21 protein-coding genes and 1 CRISPR repeat array (1 of these 22 running past the window's edge) are annotated in these 20,621 nt (G+C 49.2%); of the genes, 13 read left to right on the top strand and 8 right to left on the bottom strand.

Annotation, left to right across the window (positions count from 1 at the left end; genetic code table 11):
- A CRISPR array of direct repeats spans window positions 1–95; the repeat unit is 32 nt; unit sequence GTTTCAATCCACGCTCCCGTGATGGGAGCGAC (it extends 1,126 nt beyond the left edge of the window).
- Window positions 96–281: 186 nt separating this feature from the next.
- The 7 genes from cas2 to cas3 are packed head-to-tail and all read right to left on the bottom strand — an operon-like array spanning window position 282 to window position 7,841.
- Window positions 282–572, bottom strand: a complete 291-nt coding sequence (cas2, locus tag STSP2_RS09115) for a CRISPR-associated endonuclease Cas2 (RefSeq protein ID WP_146661968.1) — start codon at window positions 570–572, stop codon at window positions 282–284.
- Between the two features lie 16 nt (window positions 573–588).
- A complete protein-coding gene (gene cas1c / locus STSP2_RS09110; protein WP_146661966.1) occupies window positions 589–1,620 on the bottom strand; it encodes a type I-C CRISPR-associated endonuclease Cas1c in 1,032 nt (343 codons plus the stop codon).
- Window positions 1,620–2,291, bottom strand: a complete 672-nt coding sequence (gene cas4, locus STSP2_RS09105; RefSeq protein WP_146661964.1) for a CRISPR-associated protein Cas4 — start codon at window positions 2,289–2,291, stop codon at window positions 1,620–1,622. The genes cas1c and cas4 overlap by 1 nt, the downstream gene beginning before the upstream one ends.
- A 2-nt stretch (window positions 2,292–2,293) precedes the next feature.
- Window positions 2,294–3,175: a type I-C CRISPR-associated protein Cas7/Csd2 gene (gene cas7c, locus STSP2_RS09100; protein WP_146661962.1), complete on the bottom strand. Its 882-nt coding sequence runs from the start codon at window positions 3,173–3,175 to the stop codon at window positions 2,294–2,296.
- A gap of 33 nt (window positions 3,176–3,208) precedes the next feature.
- On the bottom strand, window positions 3,209–4,939 hold the full coding sequence (gene cas8c / locus STSP2_RS09095; RefSeq protein ID WP_146661960.1) for a type I-C CRISPR-associated protein Cas8c/Csd1: 1,731 nt from the start codon (window positions 4,937–4,939) through the stop codon (window positions 3,209–3,211).
- Window positions 4,936–5,589, bottom strand: a complete 654-nt coding sequence (gene cas5c, locus STSP2_RS09090; RefSeq protein ID WP_146661958.1) for a type I-C CRISPR-associated protein Cas5c — start codon at window positions 5,587–5,589, stop codon at window positions 4,936–4,938. The genes cas8c and cas5c overlap by 4 nt, the downstream gene beginning before the upstream one ends.
- Window positions 5,590–5,600: 11 nt before the next feature.
- Complete coding sequence (gene cas3, locus STSP2_RS09085) at window positions 5,601–7,841, bottom strand: CRISPR-associated helicase Cas3' (RefSeq protein WP_146661956.1); 2,241 nt, start codon at window positions 7,839–7,841, stop codon at window positions 5,601–5,603.
- A 273-nt stretch (window positions 7,842–8,114) separates the two neighbouring features.
- On the opposite strand from cas3, the gene STSP2_RS09080 reads away from it, so the two are divergent.
- The 13 genes from STSP2_RS09080 (at window position 8,115) to STSP2_RS09025 (ending at window position 19,091) form a co-directional block, all read left to right on the top strand.
- Entirely contained in the window at window positions 8,115–8,744 is a 630-nt protein-coding gene (locus STSP2_RS09080) for a PH domain-containing protein (protein ID WP_146661954.1), read from the top strand.
- A gap of 218 nt (window positions 8,745–8,962) precedes the next feature.
- A complete protein-coding gene (locus STSP2_RS17320; protein ID WP_169853100.1) occupies window positions 8,963–9,139 on the top strand; it encodes a hypothetical protein in 177 nt (58 codons plus the stop codon).
- A 4-nt stretch (window positions 9,140–9,143) separates the two neighbouring features.
- The gene (locus STSP2_RS09075; RefSeq protein WP_146661952.1) at window positions 9,144–9,545 is read left to right on the top strand and encodes a hypothetical protein; all 402 of its coding nucleotides are present in this window, start codon (window positions 9,144–9,146) and stop codon (window positions 9,543–9,545) included.
- Between the two features lie 2 nt (window positions 9,546–9,547).
- Window positions 9,548–11,620 (top strand): ATP-binding protein, encoded by a 2,073-nt coding sequence (locus STSP2_RS09070; protein ID WP_146661950.1) that lies wholly within the window; start codon window positions 9,548–9,550, stop codon window positions 11,618–11,620.
- A 112-nt stretch (window positions 11,621–11,732) separates the two neighbouring features.
- On the top strand, window positions 11,733–12,320 hold the full coding sequence (gene grpE / locus STSP2_RS09065; protein WP_146661949.1) for a nucleotide exchange factor GrpE: 588 nt from the start codon (window positions 11,733–11,735) through the stop codon (window positions 12,318–12,320).
- Window positions 12,321–12,336: 16 nt separating this feature from the next.
- Window positions 12,337–13,875: an Hsp70 family protein gene (locus STSP2_RS09060; protein WP_146661947.1), complete on the top strand. Its 1,539-nt coding sequence runs from the start codon at window positions 12,337–12,339 to the stop codon at window positions 13,873–13,875.
- Window positions 13,876–13,902: 27 nt separating this feature from the next.
- Window positions 13,903–14,520 (top strand): VWA domain-containing protein, encoded by a 618-nt coding sequence (locus tag STSP2_RS09055; protein WP_146661944.1) that lies wholly within the window; start codon window positions 13,903–13,905, stop codon window positions 14,518–14,520.
- Window positions 14,510–15,475: a Holliday junction DNA helicase RuvB C-terminal domain-containing protein gene (locus STSP2_RS09050; RefSeq protein ID WP_146661942.1), complete on the top strand. Its 966-nt coding sequence runs from the start codon at window positions 14,510–14,512 to the stop codon at window positions 15,473–15,475. The genes STSP2_RS09055 and STSP2_RS09050 overlap by 11 nt, the downstream gene beginning before the upstream one ends.
- 13 nt (window positions 15,476–15,488) lie before the next feature.
- Window positions 15,489–15,956 carry a helix-turn-helix transcriptional regulator gene (locus tag STSP2_RS09045; RefSeq protein WP_146661940.1) on the top strand — a complete coding sequence of 156 codons (468 nt, stop codon included), beginning with the start codon at window positions 15,489–15,491 and terminating at the stop codon, window positions 15,954–15,956.
- Entirely contained in the window at window positions 15,953–16,822 is an 870-nt protein-coding gene (locus tag STSP2_RS09040) for a hypothetical protein (RefSeq protein ID WP_146661937.1), read from the top strand. Before STSP2_RS09045 ends, STSP2_RS09040 begins: the two co-directional genes overlap by 4 nt.
- On the top strand, window positions 16,791–17,327 hold the full coding sequence (locus STSP2_RS09035) for a hypothetical protein (protein ID WP_146661936.1): 537 nt from the start codon (window positions 16,791–16,793) through the stop codon (window positions 17,325–17,327). The genes STSP2_RS09040 and STSP2_RS09035 overlap by 32 nt, the downstream gene beginning before the upstream one ends.
- Window positions 17,328–17,565: 238 nt before the next feature.
- Window positions 17,566–18,474 (top strand): helix-turn-helix domain-containing protein, encoded by a 909-nt coding sequence (locus STSP2_RS09030; protein ID WP_146661934.1) that lies wholly within the window; start codon window positions 17,566–17,568, stop codon window positions 18,472–18,474.
- A 2-nt stretch (window positions 18,475–18,476) separates the two neighbouring features.
- Complete coding sequence (locus STSP2_RS09025) at window positions 18,477–19,091, top strand: hypothetical protein (RefSeq protein ID WP_146661932.1); 615 nt, start codon at window positions 18,477–18,479, stop codon at window positions 19,089–19,091.
- 249 nt (window positions 19,092–19,340) lie between these two features.
- On the opposite strand, the gene STSP2_RS09020 is transcribed toward STSP2_RS09025, so the two are convergent.
- Window positions 19,341–20,552 (bottom strand): ISL3 family transposase, encoded by a 1,212-nt coding sequence (locus STSP2_RS09020; RefSeq protein WP_146659741.1) that lies wholly within the window; start codon window positions 20,550–20,552, stop codon window positions 19,341–19,343.
- Window positions 20,553–20,621: the final 69 nt, after the last annotated feature.

Here is a 20,621-nt window from a genome sequence, read left to right as displayed (position 1 = left end):
TTCAATCCACGCTCCCGTGATGGGAGCGACGTTGGTGGATGTTGAGCCGCATGTGCAGATGATGTTTCAATCCACGCTCCCGTGATGGGAGCGACGGTAAGGGTTATATAATACTGTCATTGCAGAAGTTAGCAAGGGTTTATCGCGAACCTTCCGCAGTCGAAGGGGATTTCCGGAACAGAGATATATTTCGTTTCCATAATTCACTTGCCAAAAAGCATTTACATCAATCGCGAACCTCCCGGCAAAACCGTGTGCAACTGGGGTTCGCGATGGCACATTCAGACTATCATTGGCCCCTGTGGATCATATCCAGGCTTGGCCCCGACATGCTCGACACGTCTTTTCCAATTCTTGCCAAGAAAATAGAACCGCAGGCTATCGGTATCCTCTGCAATTACGCCGACAAGAGCCTGACGCAATTCGACCCATTGAGCGGGATCAACAAGGCATTCAAACACCGAATTCTGCACACGCTGACCACGATTTTCACAGAGCTTCGCAACGTGCCTCAAACGACCCCGTCCCGCCTTTGTCTCAGTATTGACATCATAAGCCACCAGAACCATCATCTTATATCCCTTTCAATCATCTCCAAAGAAACGGCGGATATCCTTCCAACTCTCCCCGCAGATAACGGGCAAGCAACATTGCCTGTGCATGAGGGAGCAATCCCAGCGAGATTTTTTCTTTAAGAAATGGGTGCATTATTTCTTCCTGTTTTCGTTTCTGCCAGGCGACCAGCAGTGCCTTACGAGTCTGATCATCCATCATAACCGCACCGGATTCGGTTCTGGTAAAGCCCGAAGGCCTGACCTGCTGACGGTTGATCAGCGAAAGAACAAAGCGATCCGCCAGGTACGCACGCAATTCCTCCATTACATCCAAAGCCAGACTGGGACGGCCGGGTCTGTCCCGATGAAGAAAGCCCACTGCAGGGTCCAGCCCCGCACTTTCCAGGGCCGATTCAACGTCACGCACCAGCAAAGTATAGACGAATGAGAGCAAAGCATTTACGTTGTCAAGAGGTGGCCGACGGCTGCGGGTCGCAAAGACAAACGCATCCTTGTTCGCCGTCATAAGATGATCAAAGCAGTCAAAATATGCATTCGCTGCCATGCCTTCGACACCCCTGACTGTATCCAGAGAGCATTCATCCTGCAAGGTCTGCAGATGCTCCATCATATTTTCAACAGCGTTACGAATAATGTTAACACCTTCAATACTGCAGCTATCACGAAGGTGTCGCAGCAGCACTATTCTGCTGTTGGCGATTTTCGCGGTTACCATTGTTTGAGCGATACGGGCACTGGCATTCAAGTCGTCGGACCTGCGAAACTGCTCTTTACGCAACAGTACATTCCCATTTACCGGCCCATGTACACGAGCAAGGAAACGACCGTTTTCTGTAAGAAATGAAAGTGTCACATTTTGTTTCCCGCATAATCCCATCAGGAAGGGACTGCACATTACGTTACCGAAACATATGATGGATCCGATATTGTGAACGGGCACTCTCAGAACCGGCTTGTGTTCGACATTAACGACAACCGTATCGCCCTTCTTGGAAAGATATGCCCCCTGCGTAGTCACAAAAAGCGTATTTAACAATTGCTTCATCAGTCCGGCACCTCCTCTGGATCCTCATAAGCTTTGCTGATATATGCACCAATGCGTTTACTAATGCCTGTGGTTCTGGGCATACAGCGAGCGTAAAGCGAACAACTTTTACATTTTCGGCTGTATTTGGCCTTTGGCGTCTGCCCTGTCGTCAGCATAGTACGAATTGCCTTAAGTACAGTCACCGTCTCCTCTCGCAGCTCGTCTGTCACATCGACTTCAAACCGTTTGCGAGGTCTGCCGTAAAATACTGCCGCTTTTTCGATACTAACGTTCAGCATTTCTTCCAGACACATAGCCTGTGCACAAAGCTGAATGCTGTCGGATGAATCAGTTTTTGGCTTGCCGCGCTTGTATTCAACCGGAAAAGGCTGCCAGAGACCTTCTGTTCCCGGCAGCACAATTCCCGTTTCGCTTCGAAGAAACTCCACGACATCCGACTGACCGACAAGACCAATGCGAAGCGACCTTATTCGCAGGCCGCGTACGATCCGCAAATCTGACCGGACTTCGTTGTCACTTTCGTGAACTTTTTCATGCAGCACACGTCCCTTAGCAGTGAACATATTTTCCAGCCAGGTCTGCTCTATGTGTATAAGGCCGCACTGACGCGGACAAAACGCATAATGCTGCAATGCCGAGATCGAAATAAGCTCGTCTTCGGAGTACATGATCAAAGTATGTGCATAACTTCGACGCCGTTAAAACCGTCCAGCGAGCCGCTAGGCGGACATGACAGACCATCCTCGTAATCGTCCCAACCACGAGGCGGGTTGCCTTCGCACGGTTTGACATCGACCGTTTCAAACAGCTTGTGTGCGGGGGCGTTGCCGAGTTTGCTGTCGTGCTTGAAAACAATCAGCTTCCGCGGACACATCTTGCCCCGTGCTGCGGATCTATCGTGGTCGAACATATTGACAAGAGAGTTCCAGAGCAGCTCCAGATCATCCTCACCAAAGCCTGTCTTTTCCGCCAGGCATGCTGAAACATATCCCTCAGTGCGATAGAGAGCATATGGAACAATGGATTTGCGCCCCATCGTCCTGTTGTCACCGCCCTGAGACTTAGCTTCTTTTTCGGTGGCGACAGCCATGCGTGTTATCGAAAGATCCCTTGGGGCGATAGCGTCTATGCTCCGTCCGAAGTTAATCTGCACAGGGCCTCGAACCTGACCGCAGTTGTAATTTTGTAGGCTCATTACGGCACCGAATGTACGAACATCATAAAAATTCTGACACATCCACCGTCGTGCTTGAGCAATTCCGTCACCGTTTTTCTTATCGTTCTTGAGCTTGAGAGCCTCGTAAGCTTTTGCCTGCTGACTGGCAAGAATAGCCCTCTCTTTCACGTATATGCAATTGGGTGCTTTGTCGTCGTGTGCGATCTCAACAAAATTGCGAATCTTACGTTTGAGACAAACGTCCGTAACGATGCCGTAGCTGGTCTCGGGGTCGATCCGGGGCATGTTGCCTGCGTCCGGGTCGCCGTTGGGATTGCCGTTTTCAACGTCGAAGAGATATACGAATTCATACCGATTTTCGATTGGATTAGACATTTTTATTCTTTCCTTTCTGAAATATTCAGTTGATTAGTTTTGAGTTTGTTCTGTTTTGTTCTTGCCCTTGAAAAAGTGCTGCCGCTGGTGATAGTAGCCCAGAGTGAAAACGCCCTGCTGGTCAATCGTAAGGTGCGGCGGGAATGCCTGAACATGTTCAAGTATGCCCCCAATCTCTTTCTCGAAGTAACCACCTGCTTCGGTCTTGCTGATATGGTGCTGACTCAGCCGGAGTAGTTGAGGAAAGACCACCGAGGGGGTTGCCGACGCTGAACCAAAATAGCGGTCCTTAATGGTTGAATTGATGTTCTGGCCCAACGCTGCCTGCTGTGTTCTTTCAAGCACTGCAAACAGTCTGCCGAGCAGATATGCCGGCGTTTTGTTTTCCGTATCCAACATTACTTTTGCCTCCAAACCTGTATTGTAAATTCGATTTTTTCTGTTGATCACTGCCTTTATGATAGCAGCACGAACACTGTTTATTTCCTGATCCGCCCGAATGCGGTTAAGCACCGCTGTGAGCAAATTCTGCGGGTATGCAGTCCCTTCCATGATCGACCGCATCAAAGCGCCTGCCAGCAGCGGAGAAGCGGTTTCCTTCTTTGACTTCTTACTGTGCGTCTCCCACAGCAGCCGCCGAATGCCCGGGTACTGCAACTTTTCACCAAGCCCGACAATCTCCAGATCACGGTAATGCTGGCCGATACGTTCTTCCATCTCACCAACTGAACACACATGCCAGAAACGCACCGACAGCCGGGCTGCATTTGGTGAAAGACCAAGAATATAGAACTTTATGTCGGGATCGATCTCTTCGGGCTGTCTACCACTCCTAACAGAAGCAAGAAATTCACGTATCTGCTTAGTGTCCCCTTCTGTCGCCTGTGCAGGGTTCAGGATCATCCCGAACATGCCTTCGATTGATGATGCACGCTCTGTCCAGAAAACCGTATAAGCCTCGCCAATATAGAGATGCTGACTTTTTTCATGAATGAGATACTTCAGTGCAGTGGAGCTTTTAAATTCTGGCTGAACTCCTACGGGACAATTCGATGTCTCCTTTTTACCATAAGACTCTGCCGAACTCATATTTACGGACACAAGCGACATACCAGAAGACTGGCCGCCCGCAATACCTTTGAACTGTGCGCAGAGATTCTGCCGTAGAACATTGGGATCACCAGATATCAAACACGGTCCATGGAAAGATCCCTCTTTGTTCTTAAGAAATTTCTGCCATGCCCTGCGAACATTCTTATTCTGATGAAGAAATTCTCGCTTGCCGGCAATCTTGAAACATATGAGTCCACCAGTATCCGAACCGATATCCTTCCAAAGCTCGAGTCGGCTCTTTGCCAGCTCCGGTCGCCATGATTTGTAGAACTGAAGCACTGGTTTGAGAGAACATGAATCGTCGTATTCAGCGACACTTTCGAGTAAAGCGACGTACTGCTGTTGACATTCAGCCAGTCGTTTGGGTTTTGTTTTCTGGTCATTGCCGAGGACGTAGCAGGCCTTGTCTACCAGAAAATTAGGCTGGATGTTACTGGACCTGACATTCACTTGATTCGAAAACGGTATTTCCATGGAAATCGGCCGTGGTTTGTTGTTGACGTTCTCTCTAAGATCCAATTCCTGACTAAGATTGCCTTCCTCGTCTATCTCAAGTGCAAAGCTAACACCCTCCCTGCTGAACCCGAATGCGGGAACCTTATCCTCACTGGCAAGGCGGTCATAATAACTATAAAACGATTGCAGAATCATGCCCTCACCTCGCTTCCTTTGAAAGGTGGAACTTCAATTATCCCGTCGACCATTGTGGGGCGGAAAAACCGTGGCTGCATATCGTCGGCAAAATCTATATCGTGCAGCATAAAGCCCAAGTCCTGTTCACCTTTCAATTCGGATGCAGGTACAGGTTCGTCGGGCTCGATAAGGCGAAAATTCGCTGGGAACTCTCGACAGCCCAGATACGGCTGCATGAAGCATTGGCCGTCGCGGGCTCGCCTGTTAAAAATGTCGAGATGCTTGCCGTCATTGCGATCCTCATCACTGGCATATTCAAAATGTGCCTCGATCACATAGCCCACATTACGAAGAACCATAGCCGCTCGCTGTTGGCGGTCTGACTCTATGAATTGTAATAAAGGCGTTTTGCCGTCCTTCATTGCCTTTTTGACATTCGCAGGTGAGACCTTGCCGGCCAGCTCATTACGTCGGACGTTCATAAAGCGAATCGGTCTGAGCACGTGGATTCGGTCAACGACCCAGCGGATCGCAGGCTTCCAGTAGATCGCTTCGAGAATTCCCCTGGCCGCCGATGGCGTGATCACATCGTAACTGACCCGCTCGACTTTCATCTCCGGCCGAGTAAAACAAGCGTAATCGCCCCATATCTTTAATTTGACTCCCATAAACTCTCCTTTCAACAAATATATTGTTCCGGGTCCGACCGGTAATCCAGCACCAGACCGGTTTGTTCACTGTAAAGGTTACTTTGCCAGAGGACGGGGAATATATCCCGCACGATCTGTATAGCCCCGCAATTGACCAGCTCCTGCCAGTAAACTGGGTAAACCTGTACAGTATACTTTTGCAGCTTACGATGGTAGCTGCGAAGGTCGTCTGCTTTTTCAATTTCTACGATCAGATCTTCCGCCTGCAGATTTTTCGTTCCGCCAGACTGATAAGGCACAATCACCGGCTGCATATCGTTTTCAATCAGCCGAAACAGCTTTGCGACCGTCTCAAATGGGAAGTCGCATTGCTTAGCACCCTCTCGCAATTTGTCTAGGATTCGCTTTTCATCCAGCCCACCTGAGTAGGACTTAAGCCAGTAGTAATCGCGAAAATATTCCTCGATAGCCTTCAGGCCTAGCATGTCGTCGGGAAACCGTTCAATTATAGATTGAGCTGTCTGGCCTGTATGTCGGAAGTGGCCGGGCGGCAGACCCTCTGATGGTTCGTATACATACGCCTGTCCCCTATCGAGCCTGCCCTCACGATTGCAACGCCCCGCCGCCTGGGCTATTGAATCGAGCCCCGCCATTGACCTGTAAACAACGGGAAAATCAATATCGACGCCCGCCTCGATCAATTGAGTACTGATAAGCTTGCAGGGTCTTTTGGATTTGAGCTCAGATTTCACATGATCTAGCACGACTCGCCTATGGGCTGGGCACATAGAGGCACTAAGATGAAATACATTGCCGTTAGATCCCGATCGCACTTTCTCGTATATCGAAACCGCCCGTTTGCGGGTGTTCACAATACAGAGTGCCTGATCATGATTGATGACACGGTTTGCCACTTCTGCTTCGTCCAGTTTGCCAAGGTAACTGCTGTCGACACGCCTCATGTTCGCAGCAAGCGTTTGCGGATCGGTGACCATTTCGCGGACATTTTCCAGGCCCAGCTCAAAATCTTCCCTTACGGTTATCGCCGGCTGAGTCGCACTGCAAAGCACAATTGAAGAATGGTATGATTGGACAAGTTCACGCAGGCTCTCCAGCGAAGGTAGTAGAAAAGGAGCGGGAAGGCTTTGAACCTCGTCGAGAATAACCACGCTGCCTGCAATATTGTGCAGTTTACGACACCGGCTGGGCTTATTGGAATACAGCGACTCGAAAAATTGCACATTGGTAGTAACGACCACCGGTGCATCCCAGTTCTCGCACGCCAGCCGTCGCCGTATCGCATCTATAGTTTGCCCGCCATCACGGTCGACATCTTCATCGTAGTTTGAATGATGCTCCAACACAGCTTCGACGCCAAGTATTTTGCGGAACTCTGCTGCATTCTGCTCTATGATCGAGGTGTAAGGAATGACGTATATCACCCGCCTTAGCCCATATTTGATAGCGTGCTTGAGAGCGAATGCGAGCGAAGACAGAGTTTTGCCTCCTCCGGTCGGTACTGTCAGCGAGAAATGCCCCGGCTCAAGTTCACTCGCCTTGAGGCAATCGAGCTGTATCTGCCGGCGGATAGCATTTACATGTGTTTTTTCTGCTTCTTTGTCCAGGCTGGCAAGAAAATTTTCCAGTTTGATCTGCAGCTCCTCAAGGCTGGGGTATCCGCCCCTTAGCTGGCTTTTGCGGCGGTCCATGTGTGACTCAGTGTCAAGAAAATCTGCATCAACCAGGCACGAAAACAACATTCGAGTGAAGAAACTGATCTGTATATGCGGGCGATCTTGTTGCAGCTTGATTGGCAGCGATGGTCTTTCTGCATCAAAAAGATTGTCCGGTAAAAAGACCTCCGGAAGATCTTTCTTGCTCAATCTTCGTTTGAGGCTGTTTCCGCTATTCCTGCCATCGAGCAGGCCTCCGTGATGACCAGCTATACAATATGCTAACAGCTTGCCTTCCTGGTCCGACCAGCTTGCCGCAGATTTTGCTCCGAAAGTCGAGTGATCCACACTTTTCTTATTCACCCCTTTTTCACTACCGGCACATGCACGTAAATACTTCTGAAAATCCTGTGAGTACTTGCCTGCATCATGCCAAAATCCAGCCAATTGTCCCCAGCGTTCGGCATTAAACACAGCAGAGAATTCTTCCGCCAAATCTGCAGTACCAACAAGATGATCTTCAAGAGATTGCCAATTGGCCCCATGCTCGGGAAGCGTCTCGGGCTGTTGCGGGTCTGTGTGTGCATAGAACTTCATCTTAAATACCCCCCAATCAAGCTTTGCTTAAAAGTGACTTTAGACGAAGACATGTAGAAACCTTTCAACTAATTTTAATATTCAATCAGTCAAAAGGGCTTAGGAGGGAGATGGAATATCAGAGCTCGGTTCCACCCTTAACTTATGTCGATGTTTACAGGCCAATAACAATAAAGTCAATAAAAATCTTCATAATTTAAGAACTTTGCCTTATACTGATAGGCAATTGACCAGGATCGCCGTGTATGGAAAGATCCAAATCAGGAGACAACCATGCAAAAAACCATTTCTAAGAGTGAGACCAACAAGTATAGCAATGATGTAATATCCTCCACGCACAAGCAGGCCTACCGCTGGATGATCCCTAAACGCTTCAAGAAGTTCCTGCGTGACGACGAGGTCATTTTGTACGCTTGCAGACCTACACTGCGAGATTTAGGATTAAGATGGGTTGCGGCGGGGTTTTATTATTTGGTCCTCGGTTCAATAATTCTGAACATGTTGCTGTTCCACCAACCTGCAGACCTCCAGAAAGTGATTTTCATAGCATTTATTGTGGGTTTTCTGACCCTGGCAGCAGCTATTTTCCTTCGCTGGCGTAACCGCTTTTATATGGTAACTGAAGTGACAACTTTCGCGTCAAAAGGGATACTTCACCGTACGATAGATATGATACCCAACAGCGGCATCCAAATGGTTTCAATTAGAACTGGCTTTGTCTCTGGTCTTATGGGCCTCAATTCCGTAATCATCTCTATCAGCCAGCAAGGCGGCAACAACCTGCTCACCAGCACCCTCGGAACATGCAGAGGTTCGATAACTCTGAGGTCCGTACCAGACATTGACCGCCTCACAGCCATCTATGACGGGCTCCTTTTCCGCAAAAATTCAACTCCCCAGTAGATCATCCAGGCCCCGCCGAAAGTGAATAAACCTGCCCCTTCCATGCGCAAGCACTGCCAGAATCACACTTATCGCTGCTATTGATGAACCGGCGATTCAACACCCTGGCACCTGAACAGATTATTCCCCACCCCCTGCTTTACCAGCATTTCCCATCCAAAGCAGAATGTTCACTTGGTAAAATGCTTTATGCAAGCTTTTAATGGGAAGGAATCAAAATGCCAAGGGAAACAAGTTTTGCAGCAAAGCTGTGCAAGTTTGTATTGACGCTTGCCAAGCTTCCGATATGGGTCGCTGCTGTCTTTACGTCACTTCTTATCTGCTGGCTGATAGGCCTGACGTTTTACCGTGCGGCGATCTGGATATATAACCATTACCTGTCCCAGCCATGGTGATAACATGAGCAACAATCCTCTCAACATTAATATAGTCGGTAAGGAGCTGGTTGATTACAGCCGACATATTCTGCCTTCGGGCAAGGAAGTCTACTTCCTCGTATACGAAATCACTCACACTGACGCACAGGGCCTTTGCAGGACCTACAAAGACAGGGTCACTTTCCCACCACTTGACGGAGGCATACAGCCTGAATCTCCCGAAGATGTACGAGAGTGCTCCGAGTGCGAGGGCCTTTTCACTGCTTCCCAGACGGTAAGCTGCCATGATTGCGGCCGAATCCTGTGCATGCAGGATGCTGCGTTGACAGAAGAAAACGAGGAGCGTATCCCGCTGTGTCCAGAACACGCCGCCAAGAGAAACAATCCAATCGTACGATTTTTCAACAGCTTGTTTAAGGCTTGACCATGACCAGCGAAAAAGAAAGCAAAAACCGATACAGCCAAAAGCAGATCCTGGCCCAGCTCAGCAATCAGCAGATCAAAAACATTGTCAAAAACAATCCTCAGCTGGCCCGGCTCGCCTCACTGCTGTTGACGGACACCGCAGATGAACACATCCAGGCGCTGTATAAAATGAACATGGATCAGATAAGCGCCATACTCAAACTTTCTCATGATCCGTTCATCGGCAACTATCCGCACAGCAACCCGCCCACGGCCTTTTCATCCTTTATCCAGCTCGGCAAGACATCCACGGACATAACCGCCGGAATCGATCTGGATCAGCTTTGCAGAAACGGCATCATAAGCGGACCGACCGGAAGCGGCAAGACAACCGTATTAAAACACCTGCTCACCAAACCCGATCTGCTTTACCGTTACAGAGTGGTCGTTATCGTTCGCAAAAAAGAGCTTCGCCACCTGGCATGCGTGCCTGAGATATCACCTCTGACCCAGACGTTTACAGCCGACGACCTGGCCGTCTCGATAATGCAGCCATGGCAGGATGGATACCACAAGCAGATGATCAACATGCTCTGCAGAGTAATTGCTCTTAGTTTCAATAAATTCGCTGCGCAGAATTTTCTCAACGAAAAGCTCCATCAAATAGTGCACCACCGGCCCAAGGGTGCATACCCTACGCTGAGTCAGATCATCGAATTTGTTTCACAGAGGAATGGTGAAAAATATAAATACAACTACCGCCGCGAGCAGCTCAGAGAAAGCTGCCTTACCTCTTTAAAGGCCATCGAGGACAACCTGGGCGCAGAAATGTGGAACTATTCTTCTTCCGATATGCTCAGGATACTTTTCAGCACACCCGGCCTGGCGATCCTCGAACTTGAGGGCATCGATCCTCAGGTGCTTGCTTTTTTATCAATCTACCTGATGTACTGGCGGTACAGCTGCGTTCAGTTTTTCGGTCGAAAGAGTCTTTCACAAATCCCAGCACTATTCGTGCTCGATGACGCCACACCATGCGTTCAGATGCAGGCGGATAAGAATGCTGCCGGAGGCATAGGCCCTGTCGGCGACATTATGACCATGAGCCGGTCCGCCGGCCAGGGAACAATCGTGATACCGCACAGCCTGGACAACACCTCACAGCCGATCATCCAGAACGCAGGCTTTATCGCTGTCACAGCCAGCAGAGGCGAATCGCCCTATAAGCTTAAAAACATTTTGAATATCAACGATGAGCAGCTGGATTACCTCAGAACCATGCCTCAAAATGAGGCGCTTTTGTACAATCCAAGGCATTTTGACCTTCCAATCCTTTTTAAGTACCCGCCCTTTCACTGTCAAAACATACTCAGCGAGACTCAGCGGAAAAAGTCTTTACAAAAATTCCTTCAGCATGTTCACATAAAACCTGCGGTCGGCCCGGCCAACGGTACTCAATCATCCGGCTCTGCCGGCACCGGTCAAATTCCTCAGCCGGCAACGGACATGCTCAAAGCAGTCTGTAACCAGCCAAACCTTTCGGTAACCGCATTATATCGAAAGGCGGGCCTTAATGCTGCACAGGGAGTGAGGACCAAAAAGCACCTGACAGACAATGGGTTTGCACGCGAGTTTAAATATTCCACGGGCCTTGCCGGCGGCATGCTCAGCGTTCTGATCGTCACCGCAAAGGGTAAAAAGCTTATCGGCCACAAGCATCGTCCGTTGACCAACGGCGGTCCCGAGCACGAGATGGCCGCATACGCGGTCGGCTGCGATTTCGATAAGGCTATCTGGCATCTCGGCTATGAAGTCAAGATATCAAAATCTCTCAGGATAGATATCGCAGCAACCAACATCCAAAGCCGGCACAGGGTGTTTATCAATATCGGCATCTCACGTGCCGAGAACGAACTGCGGCATTTTCTGGATTACCTTGCATCTGTCAATACTGCAGACACCAGCTTTATCCTCGTATGCAGGGACACAAGATTTAGAAGGCAATTCCTGGCCCTGCTTAAAAAGCGGCCCGAATGGAAAAAACTGAGGCAGAAACTAAGATGCACGCTCGTTGCAGACTATATAAAGCGATAATCCCACAAGTCCCAGACGATACCTACTTTCACCTCCAAGTTCCATTTTAATCGCTTCCAGAATCTGTTTCAATAATAGTAAAAGCCTTATATCTAATTACAAGGAGATAGAAATGAGAATTAACAAGCTTTTAAAGCAGTTCCTGGAAAGTGCCACAGAAGAAGATGTTCTAAAGCTCGCAGTGAGGCTCGACAGTGAAGACAAGGGGGACGATTTTTCACAGAAAATCAAGCCCATCGAATCCAAACTGGCTCAGCTTGACCACAAGCTGTCTCTGCTCGAGGCCAACGACAAGGTACTTGCACAGGAAATGGCTCAGATTCGCAGATTGATTGAAGAGTATATCGTTGAGTCAAGCCTCAAGCCTTTGTTCGTGCAGGTAGCATCACTGACCATGAATCTTTTGAAAGTAAACGAGGGCCTTGTTGAGACAGACGCCGAATCAGCCAGGCGAATCTCGGTTTACCTGGAGACGTTTCTCGAAAAGCTCGAAAAGAGGGTTCACCTTGATCTGATCATCCCCGAACAGGGCAGCGAATTTGACCAGGACCTCCACGTTGCAGTTGCAGCCGTTGACACTGACCGCCAAGATCTTCACCGCAAAATCGCAGAGGTTTACAAAGCCGGTTTGATCTACAAGGACAAAAAACTTCGGCCGGCGGAGGCCGCAGTTTTTCGCTATAACTCCAGCGATGTTTAACAGAAAGGGTTAAATAATGAACTCAGAAACAAAAGCCATAGGAATCGATCTTGGCACCACGAATTCTCTGGTTTCCATTATCGAAAAAGGAAAAAGCAAGATCATCCCCAACAATGTTGGCGATTTTTTGACACGTTCATGTGCCTATCTCAAAGGCGATGAACTGATCGTCGGCCGGGCTGCTCTTAACGAACGGCAGTTTGATCCCGAAAACTTTGTTGATTCATCGAAGCGGCACATGGGCAAAGTCGATTCCGACGGCAATTCCCTGCCTGTACTTTCGGACTACACGCCGGAGCAGATTGCAGCCGCCATCCTTGAATATTTAAAGTCTTGCGCAGAGGACTACCTTGGCGAATCCGTCAGCGATGTTGTAATAACCGTACCGGCCAAGTACCCTGAACGAGCAAAAAGGGCCGTAAAGTGGGCTGCTGAGAGGGCCGGCTTTGCCGGGATTAAGCTTGCCCCGGAACCGGTGGCTGCAAAGCTGGCTCATGATCCCAAAAGTGACAGTCCTTGTAAGACTGCCGTGTTCGATTTCGGCGGCGGAACTTTTGACATCTCGATCATCGATTTCGATGGGACAGGCAAGTTCAGTGTGCTCTCTATTTCAGGCGACAGGGACACCGGTGGAGAAGACATTGACGACGCTGTCTTGTCATACACCGTTGACCAGGCACAAAAGCAGGGCTGCCCCATCGACCTTGAAAGCAACCTTCAGATAGCTTATGAACTCAAGGATCGCTGCCGTGATGCAAAGGAAACCCTGTCAATGTCAGAGGAGACCAACATTGCAGTAGACAACCGCGAAAAGATCTGCAAGGTCGGTCTCAGCCGTGACAAGCTCACAGAACTGGCAAAGCCGATCATCGAGCGGATAGAAAAATACTGTCGCGAGGCTCTCGATGAGGCAAATCTCTCACCGGATCAGATCGATATGGTGCTTCTCGCAGGCGGCTCTAGCAACAATTTCTTTGTTCCCGACATCATCCGCAAAATCTTTGCCCAGGAACCTCGGCGCGATGTCGAGATGGACAAAGTCGTTGCCATGGGAGCTGCGATCTATGCGGCAAAGAAATTCGGTGACGACCATACACCTCTTGAGGTTGCCGGTAAGACGCTTTTACCCAGTCAGCTTGCCGTAACCAATATTTGCCCTACTGACCTGTGTATCGCCGCCATGAAGGGCGATGACCAGCGTGAATACAATTCCGTATTGATTCCCTCAGGCTCAGTACTGCCGTATTCAAAATCCTTTAAGTTCACCCCCAGTCACCGCAGTGCTTCAGTGGTCAATGTGAAGCTCTATGACGGCGGAGCGAACGATCTCAGCGAGAATCACACGCCTTTGAAGTCGGCCCAGCTCAGCGTTCAGCCTGTCGAAACCGAGCAGAAGAACGCAAACCGCATAAACGTCACCGTCAGTATGTCAGACGAGGGCCTGGTTGAAATCACTGCCGTTGACACCCTTCTCAATAAGCCCGTGGACATCGAATTGCAGCTTGGCACTTGCACCAGGGATGGTTTTTCAAGTCTGTCTAAGCCAGCATCATAACTTGTAACTATTTTAGGAGATTTAAAGATGACATCACACACCGTTTTACCATCAACGAGACCCAAAGTGTTCTTGGGTTCGGTTGATAATTCAGGAAGCTCTGGCACACTCGACCGCAATGGCAGCACACGCCAGGAATCCGCACAGGACGGCATTCTGGCGTTCTGCCAAACGCGTACTGCCATCAACCCGGATGATCTGTTCGTGGGGATTGGCTTCAATAATAAAGAACGTGTTTTCTGCGAACCCGTACCGGTTTGCCGGATCGATGCGATCCGCAGTGCGGTTAAGTCGCTTCGTCCTCGCGGCGGCACACGCAGTGCGGGCCTTGAAGCCGCAAATTACTATGCCGACCACTATCGCAAGCACGGATGCAAGGTAAGTTTGATAATATTGACCGACGGTCACATCTCGATGAGTTCAAAACACATGAAGATCGCCGAGTCACTCAAATCTCGCGGCGTAGTGATCGACACCATCGGCATCGGCGGCCAGCCGCGTGATGTGGATGAACAGCTCCTTAAAGATATCGCAACCACCGATCCCGACGGTTACATCCACTATCGTTTCATTGACGACTCTGAGACACTAATAAGACATTATGAAAACCTTGCAGCGGGACTGAGGATTGAAAATGACAGCTAATCAGCCTCCAAAACAGAAACAGAAACAGCCCTGGCCCACACTTTCGGATGTATCGGGGAGACCAGGGGCCGTCTCTGCACTGCAGCAGTTGAGTTCCATCCCCGACAGCCGGTCACCTTCGAGCACGGGCATTCTGATCTGCGGGCCCCGTGGAACCGGCAAAAAGTTCTGCGCAAGGGCGTATCACAACTCCCTCGGCAACCATCATCTCTATCTTGCCGCGGCAAATAGTATAGAAACCGGTGACCTGTACAGATTCATGCTCTGCCGTGACCACCACGATCGGTCAACGCTTCTCATCGACAACGCAGAGAAGCTCAAAGAGCCTCTCCAGCTAATGCTTTCAACCGCCCTTTCGCAGGCTTTTATTCAATCGCCTAACGTCCCAGACGCCAGATCCTATTCGCTCTCAGTCGAACCTTTTACGTTGATTCTAACAGCCACCGACGAGCATAACATCATCGACAGGCTAAAGCAAAACCTTTGCACATCTTTGCAGTTTGATCATTACCAGGCAAACACGCTTGCAGAAATCATAAATGACTATTTCCACAGAAATGGCTTGAAACTCGAACATCCCCAACTTACCAGGCAAATCGCCGATCGCAGCAAAAACTCCGCCTCGATCGCAATAGATCGGATCGCCAATACTGCCGTCGAAAAGGTCCGGGCCGAAGACAGGGACCTGATCACTGCTTTTGATGTCGCTCAAACACTCAGAGAGCTCAAGATCGACAGCCTCGGACTCGATGAAACCGATCGCAGCCTGCTCAAGATACTGGAGCTGAAAGAAAGTGCCTCTATCAGCGAAATCGCATCTTCGACAAGACTTGATATCGAAGATCTGTCCGAAAGGAGCGAGCCTTTCCTGCTGAAAACAGGTCTTATCAAAAAAACGCACGGCCGCCTTTCTATCACGGACAAAGGATGCATCCATTTGAAAAATACCGTCTAGCGTGAGGATCAAAATGAGCGAAAAAGAAAAATATTCGGTTTCAAAGACAGCAAAACTGCTGGGGTTTTCAAGAGCCCGATTTTACGAATTGCTTGATCAAGGCGTATTCCCAAGGCCCTTTCGCGATCCTGCAAACAACAGGCCATACTACGATAACGAACTTGTGCAAAAGTGCCAAGCGATCAAAGAAACATGTGTGGACATAGAAGGAAGGCCCGTTGTCTTTTACAAAAACAAAAAAACAACGACATCGGAAGATTCCAAGGATGCCAAAAAAGAACTCAGTAACCGGCATACCGAAATCTACCACATTGTCAAGGCGATGGGCGTGGAATGCTCATACGCTCAATTCGCCGAGGTATGCAATCAACTGCTGCCCAACCGCGGCGATGACATCTCCAGGGCGGCAGCCATAAAGAACATATACAGGCACCTGTGCCGAAATAAAAAGGTACCGGATAATTTTAAGATCATATCATGAACCCGGCGTATCACATGACGGTCGAACAGGCAAAATCCCTGCTGGAGATCAACACTAACGATCTTCTGATCGCCGAAGATGCATATAAAAAACTACGCCGGAAACTGCAAAACAGGCTCAACATGCCCGGCACAACACCCGAGCAAAGAGAAGAAACCATCGACAAACTCAGCCAGATCGCCCGGGCCATCGATACAATAAGACAAACTGCAGCCTCACAGAACAGCACCTCCGGCGCATCTCAGCAGCCGCCAAACTTCGCTAATTCCACACCGCCTCAGCCCAAACCCTTCTCCTCCGGCAATGTCCAGCCAACCCCGACACAATCATACTACCCTCACCGGTCCACCCCGAGCAGCGGATGGGGTCAGTTTGTCAGCTTCTGTCAAACTGCCGGCTTTATACTGCACATGTTATTCAAATTCATCTGGGTCCCGACCGTTTTTATCTCTCAGCAGCTGGCCAGACTCTTTGCGGGCATTTCAAACTCGATAAGATACAGCGCAGTTTGCAATGTCCTCGCCTGTATATCACTGATCTCTGTCTCGCTTGCCGGTGTTGGTTCTGTTGTCTTGATGCTCGCAATGAAAGTCCCAACCGCCCAGGTACGGGTCCTGGCCGTACCCTGGTGCCATGTCTCAGTAGACGGCGAAGAACTCGGCGTCAGCGGGCAGGCCGAACCTTTCTACCTGAGAGAGGGCGAGCATGTTCTTGAACTTCGCACCGACACCGGTCAAACCCTCGATAAACATATAACGTTAAGTCGTCACTCAGAAACGATCATCAGGGCCAACTTCCAAAACGAAACCGTAACCATTTCAGGGGGACATAACAATGTCAACAAAAGTCAAAACAGCGGTCTTTAGCATACTGCTTTCAATCCTGCCTTCGCTTGCAGGCTGTACAGGATCCGAGATTGTAGGTGCATACATGGCCCTTGTCATTGCCAAGCCCCTTCTGGATTCTTACGAGCCTTCAAGCAGCAGTTCATCGGCGAGTACCAGCGACACAAAGCAGTATTCAAGACCCATCCGTCGATCGACAGCAAAAAGAACAGCAAAGGTGCCGACTGTAACAAAACGATCCGCTCCCAACAAAAACGATTACAGGACCGAAGAAATCATCGCCGCCTACAAAAACCTCAACTGGGAAAAATGCCTCAGGCTCGCTGCATCACAGATCCATTCCGCAAAGATGTCCCACTCGGACAAATGTACCAGCAAGATCCTTGCCGGAGCTATACACTATCAGATGGGCGATACAGATGCCGCAAGAATGTATTTCGACTCGAGCTGCAGGTTTGAGGACTGCCGGATACATGAGCTGCTTTCACCCAGCGTGAAAAAATTCTATCAGAGCGTAAACCCATAAATCAGGCCGCAATTTCAGCACCCCCATCTCAGCAGCAAACAGATTAAACAAGCTCCCCAAAAAAATCCGCCCCTCCAAATCAAGCAAACATTATAACAATTTAGCACACCAAGGTCAACCGCAATTACGATATTTTTTAATTCAATTATTATATTGCATTTATAGTAATTTTGCTTGCTTAAATTGATATATTGCTGTATACTATAAGTAGTAAGAGGTTTTGTCAGGAGCTGATATCATGGCTGAAAGCAAAACTAAACTGCAGGCACCAGATTTTGCCAGGACCCTCCGCAATCTCCTCAAAGAAGCAAAGATAAGCCAGATCCAACTGGCGAATGATATTGACGTCACCCCTTCGGTTATCAGCAGACTGTGCTCCAAAGGAATAGGATCTGAGAGAACTCTGCTAAAGATCTTTGAGCACCTTGAAATCGACACAGTCAAGGCCTCCAGACTGCTGATGGACTGGAAGATTGAAACTTCTTCAGGATACCGAAAAGAGGTCTACGAGCGAACTTTACGCCCAAGTCCCACTGAAAAGGAGTACCTCGCAGAGCTTTTCGGCGGACATGCCTGGATGGCCTATGCATGTGCCAGTGTCGGCATTCCTATACGCGAGATACTGGAAGTGGCACAAAACAACGGCATCAACAGCTTCGAAGAATTGGCTAATGCCAAGCCGTTCAAGTTGATGAGCTTTATTCGGGAGATGAATAAATCTTACCCATTTGAAAATATCCGCGAAATCTTCGAACGAAAATCCAGCGAAGCCTATGAACCGGTTCTTCTGTTTGATTTCTTAAAACTTAAGGATGCCGCCGATTATCTAGAACTGCACAACTGCAGCGGGACTGTCTATTTCGGAGTCCCCCACTTCGTGGCCACCCGTTACGATTTCAAACACAATGGCCGAATAGGTTTTCATGATCACACACATGGAGTTGAATTTGTTTTGTCTGTGAAAGGCAAGTTTAAGCTCACGTACAAGGATACGGTTTTCCCATTGCTGCTAGAGCCGATGAAACATGTTTATGTCTATGACGGCAGGGAAAAGCACCAGCTTGAGTTGGTTGACGGCAAGACGGGAATACTCATGATTGGCAGGTTCTGCCCTAAAAAGCGAAATCTAAGTCCTGAAGGGAGATAACAATGATCTCAAGAACCTCAAAATTGACTCATTCTGCATATACGATCGCCAAGAACGGAACGAACTGGGAGATTAAGGAGGCAATCGATTCGAACCCGGTTGGCCTGGCTATTGTGCAATTCGGCGGACCCTTTCACAGTCCTTTTCATAAAAAGAATAACCGCGCTGCAGCCAGCCTGATAAATTCCAAAGAGCTGGTAAACGTGTTTAATCGTGACAGCGGACTCGTGGGCATGCCTGCTCTCTCGCATAAAAGGCATATAATTGCCTATCTCAGGCATGTTCTGGTTTGCAGCGACCCCGAGATCGAAATCCCCGACGGCTACCCTTGCATCGACGGAAAACCTATCTTCATCCAGGAATCAGGCGTGTTCATATATCCGGAACGTTCTGCGAGTAGCTATCCGAACAACTGTTATTTCTGCTCCAATAAAATCAAGCTGAACACTCCCAACGGCACCAAAATCATCTGGCAGAACAAGTCGAAGTCAAGAGGCTCCAGTATCCATGCCGCACTTTGTAATCGCTGCGGCAGCTACTTTGTCTTTGAATCCAGGAGGCAGGCAACGCTCTATCTCCAGAACACTTCCCTGAGACTCAAAAAGCCTTATAAGTAATATAATACTTTATAAAAAAATAACTGCCAATCGAGATTTTTACTTGACAGCGGCACTTTATATGGATATATTCAATTAGGAGTCTAAAGCAAATTATGATTCAGTTCAAATTTGTTTTTGGAATTCACATGACAAAATACAATTTAGACTTTTAAATTAGATTGATTTTTAAAATCTAGTTTTAATGGTTACGGTGAAAGCCAAGGGCCGCAACAGAGACCTTCTGTTGCGGCCCTTTTTTTTGGTTCATCACGGAATACCGGGGAATGCTGCTCTTATTCTCAGGAAGAAATATTCATCGTCTCGATAGCCGTATGCCTGTCGCTTGATGGTTTTGATCTTGTTATTGATCCCCTCCAGCAGTGACGTATGCAGCGGCCATCTGCTGTGTGCGATGATTCCGGCGGCGTATTTGCTCAGCCTTTTGGCAAACTTCATCAGCGGCTCAATCCCGCTTTGCATGGCTCGATCGAGCCACTGACCCCAGCACGATTCGGCGGCCTTGCGATCGCTCAGATTCCACAGCAGCTTGAGATCATCCTTCATCACGTAGGTCGTCATCAGCGACTCGTTGGCGGCCAACAGCTCATCGAGGCGAACCAGGTCCTCAGGCTTTTCGATGTTCTCACGATTGCGAAGCAGCAGCCAGCGCGAGCCCTTGATCACCCTGCGGGCGGGCTTGTCGTCTCGTAGTCGATTGGCCTGATCGACCCTGACCCGATCGATCACTTCACGGCCGTACTTGGCCACGACATGGAACAGATCATAAACTATTTCTGCCTGCGGACAATGCAGCTGAACCTCCTGCTCGAAGCTGGCGTTCATGTCCATTGCTACTGCTTTGATGTCTTTGCAGCGGTCGCCGAGCATTTCGAAGAATGGCCTGATAGAGGCTCTCGAACGCCCTCGGCCCACCCAGAGCACTTTCTTGCAGGTCGGATCGATGATAACCGTTGCATATCTGTGGCCCTTTTGAATGGCGAATTCATCCATCGCCAGCAGCTCCACATTCGACAGGTCGACAGGGCCCAGCTTCTTCTTGAGATGCCGCTTGTGGATGTCCTTGACGGTCGACCAGGACAGCGAAAAATACTCGGCCACATGCTTTATGCTCATCACATCACACAGCCTGGCGACCGATTCGACCAGCCGGGTAGTGTGGCGGCTGTAACGGTCCAGCCAGGAGATTCGTTCAAGCTTCGGCCCGCATCTGGGGCACAGCAGACGCCTTCGGTGAACGAGCAGGTGGGTAGTCTTGTCGAAGACCGGCAGATCGCGGATCCAACGCTGGACGGTCTCGTGAACGCTGCTGCATTCCTGGCCGCAGCCGTCGCAAATTCCATGGCCATATTCAGGTATCAATTCGACCCAGAATTCAGGGCCTTTCTTAGCAGGCCCAACAGTTCCAACACGATATCCTTCCCATTGGCCGAGTTTTTTGATAAGATGTTGTCCAGTCAACGGCAGTCTCCTTTGAGCTAATAGTCGGGTAACTAAAAGCTACAAAGTACTGCCGTTGATGTCTATTTC

Origin of the sequence: Anaerohalosphaera lusitana (assembly GCF_002007645.1) — a bacterium.
Taxonomy (GTDB): Bacteria; Planctomycetota; Phycisphaerae; order Sedimentisphaerales; family Anaerohalosphaeraceae; genus Anaerohalosphaera; species Anaerohalosphaera lusitana.
Note: the sequence above shows the minus strand (reverse complement) of the source record. Positions and strands in the feature narration are given on the sequence as shown.